Source organism: Arachnia propionica (assembly GCF_003859805.1).
Taxonomy (GTDB): Bacteria; Actinomycetota; Actinomycetes; order Propionibacteriales; family Propionibacteriaceae; genus Arachnia; species Arachnia propionica_C.
Genome location: NZ_RQZG01000012.1, coordinates 77,377 through 90,343, shown reverse-complemented (window position 1 = coordinate 90,343; position 12,967 = coordinate 77,377). Strand labels below are relative to the sequence as shown.

Annotated in this window: 12 protein-coding genes; 5 read left to right on the top strand and 7 right to left on the bottom strand. The window is 66.0% G+C overall.

Annotated features, from left to right (window positions below; translation table 11 throughout):
- Positions 1-9: 9 nt before the first annotated feature.
- The 4 genes from EII34_RS10870 to EII34_RS10855 all read left to right on the top strand — a co-directional run bounded on the left by EII34_RS10870 (position 10) and on the right by EII34_RS10855 (position 4,579).
- Entirely contained in the window at positions 10-876 is an 867-nt protein-coding gene (locus tag EII34_RS10870) for a sugar phosphate isomerase/epimerase family protein (RefSeq protein ID WP_124845180.1), read from the top strand.
- A 119-nt stretch (positions 877-995) separates the two neighbouring features.
- The gene (locus EII34_RS10865) at positions 996-2,027 is read left to right on the top strand and encodes a sugar ABC transporter substrate-binding protein (protein ID WP_124845179.1); all 1,032 of its coding nucleotides are present in this window, start codon (positions 996-998) and stop codon (positions 2,025-2,027) included.
- A 43-nt stretch (positions 2,028-2,070) separates the two neighbouring features.
- Positions 2,071-3,594 (top strand): sugar ABC transporter ATP-binding protein, encoded by a 1,524-nt coding sequence (locus EII34_RS10860; RefSeq protein WP_124845178.1) that lies wholly within the window; start codon positions 2,071-2,073, stop codon positions 3,592-3,594.
- Complete coding sequence (locus EII34_RS10855; RefSeq protein WP_124845177.1) at positions 3,587-4,579, top strand: ABC transporter permease; 993 nt, start codon at positions 3,587-3,589, stop codon at positions 4,577-4,579. Before EII34_RS10860 ends, EII34_RS10855 begins: the two co-directional genes overlap by 8 nt.
- A 49-nt stretch (positions 4,580-4,628) precedes the next feature.
- On the opposite strand, the gene EII34_RS10850 is transcribed toward EII34_RS10855, so the two are convergent.
- Positions 4,629-5,591 carry an aldo/keto reductase gene (locus tag EII34_RS10850; protein WP_260425131.1) on the bottom strand — a complete coding sequence of 321 codons (963 nt, stop codon included), beginning with the start codon at positions 5,589-5,591 and terminating at the stop codon, positions 4,629-4,631.
- Positions 5,592-5,666: 75 nt separating this feature from the next.
- Between EII34_RS10850 and EII34_RS10845 the strand changes: the two genes are divergently transcribed.
- The gene (locus tag EII34_RS10845) at positions 5,667-6,263 is read left to right on the top strand and encodes a TetR/AcrR family transcriptional regulator (RefSeq protein WP_185711301.1); all 597 of its coding nucleotides are present in this window, start codon (positions 5,667-5,669) and stop codon (positions 6,261-6,263) included.
- 85 nt (positions 6,264-6,348) lie between these two features.
- Here the strand turns inward: EII34_RS10845 and EII34_RS10840 are convergent, their stop codons facing one another.
- From EII34_RS10840 to EII34_RS10815, 6 genes are read right to left on the bottom strand one after another with little or no spacing between them, the layout of a single operon-like run.
- Positions 6,349-7,521, bottom strand: a complete 1,173-nt coding sequence (locus EII34_RS10840) for a levoglucosan dehydrogenase (RefSeq protein ID WP_124845175.1) — start codon at positions 7,519-7,521, stop codon at positions 6,349-6,351.
- Between the two features lie 29 nt (positions 7,522-7,550).
- Positions 7,551-8,390 (bottom strand): sugar phosphate isomerase/epimerase family protein, encoded by an 840-nt coding sequence (locus EII34_RS10835; protein WP_124845174.1) that lies wholly within the window; start codon positions 8,388-8,390, stop codon positions 7,551-7,553.
- 21 nt (positions 8,391-8,411) lie between these two features.
- Complete coding sequence (locus EII34_RS10830; protein ID WP_124845173.1) at positions 8,412-9,332, bottom strand: sugar phosphate isomerase/epimerase family protein; 921 nt, start codon at positions 9,330-9,332, stop codon at positions 8,412-8,414.
- Positions 9,329-10,402: a Gfo/Idh/MocA family protein gene (locus EII34_RS10825; protein WP_124845172.1), complete on the bottom strand. Its 1,074-nt coding sequence runs from the start codon at positions 10,400-10,402 to the stop codon at positions 9,329-9,331. Before EII34_RS10825 ends, EII34_RS10830 begins: the two co-directional genes overlap by 4 nt.
- A gap of 4 nt (positions 10,403-10,406) precedes the next feature.
- Complete coding sequence (locus EII34_RS10820; RefSeq protein WP_124845171.1) at positions 10,407-11,390, bottom strand: ABC transporter permease; 984 nt, start codon at positions 11,388-11,390, stop codon at positions 10,407-10,409.
- Between the two features lie 3 nt (positions 11,391-11,393).
- The gene (locus tag EII34_RS10815) at positions 11,394-12,929 is read right to left on the bottom strand and encodes a sugar ABC transporter ATP-binding protein (RefSeq protein ID WP_260425130.1); all 1,536 of its coding nucleotides are present in this window, start codon (positions 12,927-12,929) and stop codon (positions 11,394-11,396) included.
- Positions 12,930-12,967: the final 38 nt, after the last annotated feature.

Here is a 12,967-nt window from a genome sequence, read left to right as displayed (position 1 = left end):
GAAGAGAACATGGTCAAGATCCTGCTGGACCCGTCGATGTACCACCCGCACCTCAGCGTCGCCGAGGAGTGCTTCAAGGCCGCGGACCTGGGCTACGAGTACATCGAGCTGTCACCGCGCGCCGACTTCCACGAGTGGCACCACTACCCGAAGGTCGACGACGTCGAGATCGCGAAGGTCAAGAAGGCCATGAGCGAGTCGGGGGTGAAGATCTGGACGTTCAACCCCGTGTTCAACTGGTCCTCCCCCGACGAGCAGGAGCGGCAGGCGCAGGTCCGCAACTTCCGTCGCCTCCTGGAGATCGCGGAGGAGCTGGAGGTGCCGCTCATCGCCACCGAGTTCTCGGGAGACCCGAACGAGCCGCTGAAGTCGGAGCACCAGTTCTACCGCTCCATCGAGGAGTTGATCCCCGACTTCGAGAAGCGTGGCATCGAGTGCACGATCGAGGCCCACCCGTACGACTTCGTCGAGACGAATGAGCGGGCCGTGCAGATCGTGCGCGGGGTCAACAAGCCGTGGCTGAACTACGAGTTCTGCCTGCCCCACATGTTCCACCTCTCCCAGGGCCGTGGCGATCCGCGGGCGATGATGGAGTACGCCGGGCCACGGCTGCGCCACGTCCACATCGCGGATGTGTGGAACCACCTGGCGAACGTCGGGAACCGTTACATCATCAACCCGCCCGGCGTGGACGCCCGCATCCACCAGCACAACGAGATCGGCAACGGGGAGGTGCCGTGGGACGAGGTGTTCGGCTACCTGCGGGAGATCTCCTACGACGGCCCCGTCTCGGTGTGTGTCTTCGGCTGGGAGGAGGATGCCGACGCCATCCACGTGCGGATGCGGGAACGGATCGAGCAGGAGCTGAAGGGCTGAAGGGCACCCTGACGTAACAAACCGGCCATTTGTATTGACATATATGGCCCCGGTGGGGGAGGATCAACCCGTTGCTCGGTCGCACCCCGGCCGGGAGGCCACACAAGGAAGTGAGAACCATGAAGCGACTACTGAAGCTCCTGGCGCCGATGATGGGGGCCGTCCTGGCCCTGACATCCTGTGGCTGGACGGATGATCCCGCCCCCGCCCCCGACGCCGCGGACGGCCAGACCACCACGGTGGACTACGCCCCCGGTAACCCGGTCCTGCCGAAGGACACCGACAAGGTGATCCGCATCGGCGTCTCGTTCCCCCTGCTGGACCAGTTCCTGCAGAACGTCGCCAACGCCATCGAGGCCCGGGCGAAGGAGATCAACGACAAGGCCGGCAAGGAGGTCGTCCAGGTGACGGTCGTCTCGGCCGACGAGAAGATCGAGGTCCAGCTCAACCAGGTCGAGACCTTCGTCACCGACAAGGTCGACGCCCTCATCGTGCTGCCGCAGGACACCGCCACCACCAGCCAGATCACGCAGAAGGCGCAGGCGGAGAACATCCCCTTGATCTACGTGAACCGCCGCCCCAAGGATCTTCCCGACGGTATCCCCTACGTCGGCTCGGACTCCTTGATCTCCGGTCAGCTGGAGATGGAGGAACTCGCCAAACTGGTGGACCACAAGGGCAATGTCGCCATCCTGCAGGGCGACACCAGCCAGGAGGCCGCCCAGCTCCGGACCAAGGGTTGCGAGGAGGTCGCCGCGAAGTACAACATGCCGGTGGTGTTCTCCCAGACCGGCCTGTGGAAGCGGGAGAAGGGCCTGGAGCTCACCGAGAACCTGCTGCAGTCCGGAGCAGAGGTCAACGTGATCTGCGCCAACAACGACGAGATGGCGCTCGGTGCCATCACCGCCCTTGAGAACGCCGGGAAGCTGAACGACGTGGTCGTCGGTGGGGTCGACGCCACCGGGGATGCCCTCAATGCCATGGAGGCGGGGAAACTGGAGGTCACCGTCTTCCAGGACGCCAAGGGGCAAGGTCAGGCCAGCGTCGACACCGCCATCACGATGATCAACAAGGACCGCGTCGACGATGTCATCAACGTCCCCTACCAGCTGGTGACGCCCGAGAACATGGACCAGTACCGGAACCGATGAGCAGGCCTCAGGTAGCTGAGACTCCATCTTCGAAGGAGAACACATGCACGAGGTGATTCTGCGGATGCAGGGCATCCGCAAGACCTTTCCGGGCGTCGTGGCCCTGGACAACGTGGACCTTGACGTCCGCAGCGGTACCGTCCACTCCCTCATGGGGGAGAACGGGGCCGGGAAGTCGACGCTCATGAAGTGCCTGATCGGGATGTACACCCCCGACGAGGGCATCGTCGAGCTGGCCGGCGACATCGTCAACTTCAAGAACACCAAGGACGGGCTGGAGCACGGGATCTCGATGATCCACCAGGAGCTCTCCCCCGTTCCCGAGATGATGGTGGCGGAGAACATCTGGCTGGGTCGTGAGCAACGCGGACGGTTCGGGCTGCTCAGCCCGAAGGCCATCATCGACAAGACCCAGGAGCTGTTCGACGAGTGGGAGATCGACATCAACCCACGCACTCGGATGAAGAACCTGACGGTGGCGAAGCAGCAGATGGTCGAGATCGCGAAGGCCATCAGCTACGACGCGAAGATCATCATCATGGACGAGCCCACCTCCGCCATCCCGGAGCGGGAGGTGGCGCACCTGCACAGGATGATCAAACGGCTCACCGACTTCGGTGTCGCCATCATCTACATCACGCACAAGATGGACGAGGTCTTCAAGATCTCCGACGACATCACCGTCTTCCGCGACGGCCAGCACGTCGGCTCGTACGAGGCCAAGGAGCTGAACCGTGACAAGCTGATCCAGTTGATGGTCGGGCGCGAGCTGACGGACCTGTTCCCGAAGCTGGAGGCCGAGATCGGGGAGGTCGTGCTCAGTGTGCGGGGGCTCAACCGGGGCAAGCTGGTGCGTGACGTCAGCTTCGAGCTGCGTCGAGGCGAGATCCTCGGTCTGGCCGGTCTCATGGGGGCCGGGCGCACCGAGGTGCTGGAGACCATCTTCGGCATCGAACGGGCCGACTCCGGTGAGGTCTGGCTGGACGACAAGAAGCTGGACATCAAACAGCCCGCGGACGCGATCAAGGCCGGGATAGCCCTGCTCACCGAGGACCGAAAGCTCAACGGCATCATGGGGGTGCTGTCGGTCAGTGACAACATCACCGCCGCGGCCCTGCCCCGGTACAGCCCGAGCGGCATCCTCAACGTCTCGAGGATGAGGACCGACGCCGAGGAGCAGCGTGAGAAGCTCCGCATCAAGACGCCGTCGCTGCACCAACTGATCCAGAACCTCTCGGGCGGCAACCAGCAGAAGGCACTGATCTCCCGCTGGCTGCTCACCCTGCCCGAGGTGCTCATGATCGACGAACCGACGCGAGGCATCGACGTCGGTGCGAAGTCCGAGATCCACCGTCTGATGTGCCTGCTGGCCCAGGAGGGCAAGGCAATCATCATGGTCTCGTCCGAGCTCCCCGAGGTCCTCGGGATGAGCGACCGCATCCTCGTCATGCACGAGGGGCGCATCTCCGGTGAGCTCTCCCGCGAGGAGGCGAACCAGGAATCCGTCATGCACCTGGCCACCGGAGGCGATGACGCCGCCGCGTTCGAAGGAAACACCAATGTCTGACACCGCAAGCATCTCCCACCCCAGCGCCCGATTCGACTGGGGCAACTTCCTGCGCACCTACTCGATCCTGTTCATCCTGCTCGGCATGGTGATCCTGTTCGGCATCATCACGGGTGGTCGGTTCCTGCAGCCGACCAACCTGCTCAACGTGGTGGTGCAGGTGGCCCCCATCGGCATCATCGGTCTGGGCATGATGGCAGCGATCATCACCAAGGGCATCGACCTGTCCGTGGGCTCCACCGCTGCGCTGGCGGCCGTGGTCGCGGCCTCACTCGCCCAAGTCCCGGGAGAGGGCACCTTCTTCGCCGGGCTGCCACGGTTGCCGATCTTCGTCTCCGTGATCGCCGCCCTGCTCGTCGGCACCCTGGTCGGCGGTGTCGTCGGCAGCCTGGTCGCGATCTTCCGCATCCCGCCGTTCGTCGCGACCCTCGGCATGATGACCGCCGCACGTGGCGCTGCGAACCTGTACTCCGACGGCCGCCCCATCTCGAACGTGGCCTGGAAGTTCAACCTGATCGGTGCGGGGATCACTCCCATCTTCATCCTGGTGCTGGCCGCCGTCATCATGTGGTTCGTCCTCAACCGCACGCGTTTCGGCCGTCACATCTACGCCATCGGTGGCAATGAGATGGCGGCGAAGGTCTCCGGTATCTCGGTGCCGAAGACCCAGTTCAAGATCTACGCCCTGATCGGTCTCCTGGCAGGTGTGGCGGGCATCATCCTCACCGCACGCACCGGTGCCGGTGCGCCCACCTACGGTCTCGTCATGGAGCTCGACGTCATCACCGCCGCAGTCATCGGCGGCACCTCCTTCAGTGGCGGCATCGGTACCGTCTGGGGTGTGATGGCCGGCACCATGATCATCGGTGTGATCAACAACGGTCTGAGCCTCATGGGTGTCTCCACCTACTGGCAGTGGGTGGTCAAGGGCGCGATCATCGTCGTCGCGATCATCATCGACGAGCGGAAGAACCGTAGACGCTGATCCTCAACCAGCACTGCGGGGCCCGGAGCGATCCGGGCCCCGTTGCGTTTCACTCCTCCGCGCTCACCCCGAGGCGCCCGTACCGGTCACCCTGGGCCCTGATCCGGTCGAGCCCGGCCAGGTCGTCCGGGCCGAGCCCGAGCTGCAGGGCCTCGAGGTTCTCCTTGAGGTGACGGCGACGCTTGGAACCGGGGATCGGGATCACGTCGTCGCCCTGGGCCAGCACCCAGGCGAGGGCGACCTGCCCGGGGGTGGCGTCGTGGCGGGCAGCGATCTGCCGGATCAGCTCCACGGCCTGGAGGTTCGCCGTCAGGTTCTCCTTGCGCCAGCGTGGCAGGAAACGACGGTAGTCGAGGAGCGAGAGCTTCGTCGTCGCGGCCTCCGAGCCGGTGAGCATCCCCCGCCCGAGCGGCGAGTAGGCGACGACCGCCACCTCCAGCTCCCGGGCGACCGGCAGCACGTCGTCCTCCAGGGAGCGGGAGAACAGCGACCACTCCATCTGCACCGCGGCGATGGGGTGGACGGCGTGCGCGCGGCGCAGCTGGTCGCCGGTGACCTCGCTGAGCCCGATGTGGCGGACCTTGCCCGCCCGCACACCGTCGGCCAGGGCCTCGACGCTGTCCTCCAGCGGCACCTTCGGGTCCACGCGGTGCAGGTAGTGCAGGTCGATGTGGTCGGTGCGCAGCCGCTTCAGCGAGCCGTCGAGTCCCCTGCGGATGGATTCGGGGCGCCCGTCCAGGCCGGTGGGGAGCCCACCCAGTCGGGTGCGGATGCCGGTCTTGGTGGCCAGGATGACCCGGTCGCGGTACGGGGCGAGCAGCGGGCCGATGAAGGCCTCGTTGCGACCACCACCGTACATCTGGGCGGTGTCGAAGAGGGTGACCCCGGCGTCGACGGCGGCCTGCAGCGTCGCCGCCGCCTCCGCCTTGTCCACGGGGCCGTAGGACATGGTCATGCCCATGCAGCCCAGGCCGATGGGGAAGGTCTCCAGGGTGCCGATGGTGCGGTTCACTGCGCTATCCTCTCAATGCGAGCATCAACTCGCATTCACTGTACGAGCTTTTGCTTGCATTCACAAGGAGGAACTGTGGCGACCCAGCGTTCCGCCCGCGGCCTGGCCCGGATGGCCGCCATCATCGAGGCCGCCGTCGTGGTCTTCGCCCGCGACGGCGTGGACCGGGCCACCACCAACGCGATCGCTGCGGAGGCCGGGATCTCACCCGGCTCGCTGTACCAGTACTTCAGCGACCGCACCGACATCCTGCACGCCGTCGTCCGGGACTACCTCACACGGCTGGGCGAGGTCTACGGCCAGGTGTGGCCCACCATCGACGCCACGACCCCCCGCGACGGGATGATCGCAGCGCTCCTGGCCCCCCTGGCCGAGTTCAAACGTGCCAATGCGACCTTCACCATGATCTACGCCCACCCCAACCTGCCCGAGGAGCTGCGTGAGGAGGTCGACGGCGCGAACCAGGCCTTCGCGACCCGCCTGGTCGACCTGCTGGCCGCTCGCAACCCCACCCTCCCCCGCGCCGAACTGGAGCTGGCGGCCCGCCAGGCCACGGCCCTGTTCCGGGGCACCCTCCCCTTGCTCGGCACCGTCACGGGAGACGAGCAGGCCGACATCGCCGAACTCGGCACCGTGATCGACGCCTACCTGGCCAGCCGGGGGATCAGCTGAGGGCCGACCACCGGTGTTTTCTGCCATTTTCTCGCCGACAGGGACCCGTCGAGCAGGGAGAATGGCAGAAAACACCGCACCTGGGTCAGCCCTCGACCGTGGGCACCTCGACCCAGCTGCCCGACGCCGCCGACTCGACGATGGCGTCGTCGATCAACGCGATCTGGTAGCCATCGGCGAAGTTGGGACTGACGGCACCACCCTCGACGATCGCCTTGAAGAAGTCGTGCGCCTCGATGATCTTCGTCTCCCCGTACCCGATCCCCAGCGCGGGAATCGGCCACAGGGCATCACCACAGGGATGCGCCGGGCCCGTGTAGACGGTACGGAATCCCCGACGGTCCGGATCGTCGGCGGCGAAGCAGACCTGGAGCTCGTCACGTCGCTCGTAGTTGAAGTGGATCGAGCCCTCGGTTCCGTGGATCTCGAAGGTGATGAAGTTGTTCCGCCCGTACGCATTCCGGGTCGCCTCCAGCGATCCGATGGCACCGTCCGCGAACCTCAGCATCGTGATCACCTCGTCATCGACATCGACCTCGGCGCGGGGACCGTCAGAATCCTTGCTGGTCCCGAGCAGGTCAGCCCCTCCGGACTGGACCGGGCGATCCGGGATCCACGTGGTCATCATGGCGTTGACCGACGCGATCTCACCCACCAGGTACCGCGCCATGTCGATCACGTGGGTGGCGATGTCACCCAGTGTGCCGGAGCCCGCGATGGACTTCTGGAACCGCCACGACAGCGGGGAGTCGGGATCGGCGCTCCAGTCCTGGAGATACGTCCCGCGGAAGCTCAGGATCTTCCCGATGGCCCCCTCCTCGATGTACTTCCTGGCCAGCATCACCGCGGGCGTGCGGCGGTAGTTGAAGGCGACCATGTGGACGATGCCCGCATCCTTGACCGCGTCGTACATCGCCTTGGCCTCCTCACTGGTCCGGGCCAGAGGCTTCTCACAGATGATGTGCTTGCCGGCCCGGGCTGCCGCGATGGCCGCCTCCGCGTGCAGGTTGTTCGGGGTGGCGATGTCGACGACATGGATGTCCGGGTCCTCGATGATCTCACGCCAGTCAGCGGTCGAGCGCTCGAACCCGAATCGCCTGGCCGCCGTGGCCGCCAGCTCCGCGTCGGCCTCCGCGACGATCCTGCGCACCGGGATGGCCGGTGCCGGCCAGAAGAACATCGGCATCGCGGCGTACGCGAGCGAATGGGCCTTGCCCATGAAACCGCCGCCGATGAGTCCCACGTTGAGTTCCTGCATGTCTGTTGCTCCTTGTCCGTTCTTGTCCGTCAGTCGAGTGGGATGCCGGCCTCGGCCAACACCTTCGTCAGGTGGTCCTTGCTGATGCGGGCGGCCTCCTGCGGGTCGCCGTCGTACTCGTCGAGCTCCACCATGAGCCAGCTGTCGTAGTCGGCCTCGGCGATGGCGGAGATGATGTCGGGCAGATCCAGCACCCCGGCCCCCAGCGGCAGGAACCCGAAGGGGTCCGGCCGGAAGTCCTTGAGGTGCACGTGTCTGACCCGATCGGGATACCTCCGGATGAGTTCGGCCGGGTTCCCACCACCGGCCGCGAGATGCGCGGTGTCAGGGCAGAAGGCGATCCGGCTCCTGCCGAGCACTCTCTCGATCTCATCGGGGTTCTCGACGATGGTGCCGAGGTGCGGGTGGTAGCTGGCCTCCAGACCGTGCTCCTCCGCGATGTCGCACACGACATCCAACGATTCGCCGAGCCGGGCGTAGTCCTCATCGGTGGTGCCTGCGGCCCGGCGGGCACCACCCCCGACCACCAGCCGTTTCGCGCCGAAGCTGGCAGCCAGCTGGGCCGCACGACGCACCCGGTGCAGCTCGTCGGGAAGGATGTCGGCGTAGATGAAGTTGGCCCCCGTGTAGACGCTGACGAGTTCCAGTCCCGCCGCCTGCAGGGCATCGGTGAGGACACGCGGGTCACCCTCGAACTCGGCGACGTTGCCGTCGAACATCTCGACACCCCGGTACCCCACCTCGCCGATCTCCCGGACCGCCTGGAGTGTGTCCCCGTTGGCCCGGTAGAAGAGGTCCTTGACGCTGGTGACCCCGGCGGGGTGGCCCACCACTCCGCCCCAGGTGATTGAGCAGTAGCCCAGTTTCATGATGTTTCCTTTCCTGATTGTTCACGCGACCATCAGTGGTCGCAGGGTCTGGTGCGCGATCTGCAGTCCTGTCTTGACCTTCACCTCGGTGCCTCCCCAGACGGGGTCCTCGTGCTCCACCGAGAGCACACCGTCGAATCCGTGCTCGTAGAGGGCGTCGACGACTCGCCTCCAGTCCACCTCGCCCAGTCCCGGCACCCGGTACCGCCACCAGCCGACGTCCCAGGGGTCCTGCCGATTGACGGTGACACCGGGCCAGCCGTAACGGTCACGCCGATCCGGGAAGAGCTGGATGTCCTTGGCCTGGGCGTGGGCGATGCGATCCACGTAGGGCGTCATCGCCGTCACCGGGTCGATGCCCATCCACACCAGATGACTGGGATCGAAGTTGAGGTGGAGGCCGAGCGAGAACATCCACTCCCACAGCTCCGGCGAATAGGCGAGGTTGCCCGGGTAGCCGTCCGGGTGCCAGCCCTCCATGACGCAGTTCTCGATGACGAGCTTGACCCCTTTCTCACCGGCACGGTCCACGAGCGGCCGGAAAACCTCCTCGGCCTCGCTGAGGTTCTCCCGGACCGACCTGGTCCAGTCCCTCCCGATGAACGTGCCCACGGTGGGCACACCGAGCAGCGCGGCCGCGTCGATGCAGGCCAGGACGTGGGTGTTGATCGCCTGCCGCTCGGTGGGGTCGGGGTGCAGATTGTTGTCGTAGTAGGCGAGGGAGGAGATGTCGACCCCCTTGTCGGCGAGCAGTTCCTGCACCTGATCGACCTGCTCGGTCCCGAAGTTCTCGGCGACGATGTGCGTTGCGGTGAACGGTCTGTGGCCGAGCGCCGGCCAGGCCGCCACCTCGAGGGCCTCGAAACCCTCGTCGGCCGCCCAGGACACGATCTCCGCCAGGGATCGGTCGGGCAGACATGCTGTCAGGAATCCCAGTTTCATGGGATCAGCTCCTTCCACGTTGATTCAGCGGATGAGGCCACCACGGCCTCGGTGATCCGGGCCGCACGCAGGCCGTCGTCGAAAGTGGGCAAGCCATCAGGGGTACCTCCTCGGAATGCCTCGTGGACATCAGCGACGAAGGCGCTGAAGGCATCCTGGTAGCCCTGCGGATGACCGGCTGGAAGGCGGGACAGCCTCCCGGCCCCCGGGTGTTCGGTGAGTGGGTTCCGCGGCAGGATGCAGCTCTCCTCACGCCGTCCGACCCACAGCCATTCAGGTGACTCCTGGTCGAAGGAGAAGGACGCGTCCGTGCCGTCGAAGGAGAACCACAACCGGTTCTTCCGCCCCGGTGAGACCTGGCTGACCACCAGCGATCCTGAGGCACCACCGTCGGTCTCGAACATGACCACCGCCCCGTCCTCGGTCCCGGAACGGTTGTCGAAGGCCTGCGCCGTTCGGGCCGAGAGCCGGACGATCCGTTGTCCGGTCACGAACTCCATGAGGTCGCACCAGTGCACACCGATGTCCCCGAAGGCCCGGGAGACGCCCCCCACTGCAGGGTCGACCCGCCAGTTCGTGTCGTCGCTGCGCGACAGCCAGTCCTGCAGGTAGGAGCCGTGCAGCATCCACAGCCGACCGGCATCACCTGCGGCGATCCGGGCCCGGGTCTCCCGCACGTGCGGATGGAAGCGATAGACGAAGGGGACGGCGGTCAGGACTCCGGCCTCACGGGCCAGCTCGGTGAGCCGTTCGGCATCCGGGACCGTCGTCGCCAGCGGTTTCTCACAGATGACGGCCTTGCCGTGGGCGATGGCCTGCTGCGCGAGCGCGGCATGGGTGACGTTGGGGGTGCAGATGTGGACGATGTCGACGTCGTCGGAGGCGATGAGTTCCTCGGGGGAGGCCGACGCCTCCTCGGCACCGAGCCGCCCGGCGGCCTTCCGGCCGGACTCCAAGGTTGCATCGGCGATGCGGGTCAGTCGCCCACCGGCGGCCCGTACCGCATAGGCATGCACGCCTCCGATGAACCCGGCCCCGATGATGCCGGAACGAATCTTCTCTCTGGTCATGGGATCACTTCTTCCGGGCCAGGGCGACGGCGAGGATGATGATGACGCCACGGATCACCTGCTGCTGGCTGGAGTCGAGACCGGCCAGGATCAGTCCGTTGTTGATGAGTCCGATCAGCAGGGCTCCCATCAGGGTCCCGACGATGGCGCCGGAACCACCGAAGAGGCTCGTTCCTCCGAGGATGACGGCGGCGATCGCGGAGAGTTCATCACCGGCGCCCCACTGGAAACGCCCCGACTGGAGTCGTCCCGCGTAGAGCATGCCCGCCAGGGATGCCGCGACTCCGGAGATCAGGAGGACGGAGAACTTGATCCGCCTGGTGTTGATCCCGGTGAACTCCGCTGCGGTGCGGTTCCCTCCGGTGGCCAGCACCTGGCGCCCGAACCTGGTGCGGTTGAGGACGATCGCACCGACCGTCACCGCGAGGATCATCCAGATCATCAGTCCGGGGATCGGACCGATGTCGCCGCCACCGAAGATCGTGTTGAAGGTGTCGTCGAGGATGGGCTGCGGGGCCGAGGCCGTGATCCACTGGGCGACACCGAAGGCGATGCCCAGCATGCCCAGGGTCACGAGGAACGACGGGATCCCCAGGAGGCTGACCAGCGCACCGTTGGTCGCTCCGACGACGGCCCCGACGGCGAGTCCGGCGATGATCCCCGGGATCAGCCCGTAGGACGCGATGGTCATCGCGCTGACCACACTCGACAACCCGGCCACCGACCCGACGCTCAGGTCGATCTCGGCACAGGCGATCACGAAGGTCATGCCCACCGCGATCACCGAGATCGTCGCGGTCTGACGGAAGATGTTGAGCAGGTTGTTCTGGGAGAGGAAACCGGAGTTCCCCAGGGTCACCGCGAACAGCAGGAACACCACGGCGAAGGCCATGTAGATGATGTAGCGACGCCAGTCCAGCGAACTGAGCCTTCGCGCCAGCAGCGGCACCCCCTCGGTCGTGGGCGACGCGGTTGTTGAATTGGACATGTGTCAGACTCCTAGTACAGCGAGTTGAAGAGTTTCTTCGTCCGGGATCTCAGATCGCTCGAGTTCCCTCACGATCTGACCTCCGCGCAGGATCAGCACCCGGTCGCTGACCGCAAGGAGCTCCGGGTACTCGGATGAGATGACGATGACACCGCACCCGGAGTCCGCCAGCCCGCGGATGATGGTGACGATCTCGGACTTGGTCCCGATGTCCACACCGGCCGTGGGTTCATCCATGATGAGAACCTTGGGTTCGGTACCGAGCCATTTGGCGATCACCACCTTCTGCTGGTTGCCGCCGGAGAGGGTCCGAACCGGTTTGTCGGCATCCACCACCTTCACCGAGAACCGGGAGATGAGGTCGGCGGCGAGCCGTTTCCCCGCGCCGTGATCCAGCAGTGGACCGGAGCGGACGCGGTCGAGGAGGGGAAGCAGGATGTTCTCTCGGATCGAGTGATCGAGCACCAGGCCCTGGTCGCGTCTGTCCTCGGGGATGAGGGCCATGCCTGCCGCCACCGCTGCGCGGGGACTCTGCACATCCACCGCGTGGCCGTCGACACGGATCTCCCCGGAGTCCGGGCGGTCGATGCCGAAGAGGCAGCGGGCCAGTTCCGTCCGGCCGCTGCCCATGAGGCCCGCCAACCCGATGATCTCCCCGCGACGCAGCTGGAACGAGACCCCGTTGACCCGGTTGCCCGCCCGGAGGTCGACGGCCTCCAGCAGGACGTCGTCGCCGACGGCCTGCTCCCGTTCCCGGTACTCGAGGGCCCCCTCGACACGTCGCCCCACGATCCCTTCGACGATCTCTTCCGGGGTCACGGAGCTCAGGGGCTCGGTGAGAAGCCGTTTCCCGTCCCGAAGGATCGTGATGCGGTCGGCGATGCGGTAGACCTCGTCCATGCGGTGGGAGATGTAGACGGTGGAGATGCCCCGCTGCTTGAGGCGTTCGATCAGCTCGAACAGCGCCTCGACCTCATGCCTGGCGAGGCTGGCCGTGGGCTCGTCCATGATCAGCACCCGTGCTTCCCGGGACAGGGCCTTGGCGATCTCGGTCAGCTGCCACAGGGCGGTCGGCAGGCTCTCCACGGTGGCCGCGGGGTCGATGGCCACCCCCATGTCCTCGAAGAGCCGGGCCGCTCGGCGTCGTGCCTCCTTGTCGTCGATCAGCCCAGCGGTCCCGGTGGGCTCCGCCGTGAGGAAGATGTTCTGGGCCACGGTCAGGCTGGGAACCAGGCTGAACTCCTGGAAGACCATCCCGATTCCGGCCGCCCTCGCGTCATGGATCGACCTCAGCTCCACGTGCCGCCCGTCGATCTCGATCTCACCGGCATCCCGGGGGTGGACCCCCTGGAGGATCTTCATCAGCGTGGACTTGCCCGCGCCGTTGCCACCGGCGAGTGCGTGGACCTCTCCGGGCAGGATCTCGAGATCGACATCGACCAGCACAGGGACACCATGGAAGGACTTGCTGATACCACGCATCTGCACGAGGGGGGATGGCTCGACGGGAGCCGGTTCGGGGTCTGGACGAACAGTCATCACTTCCTCCTTGTCACTGACGAGATGGTGTGTTCACC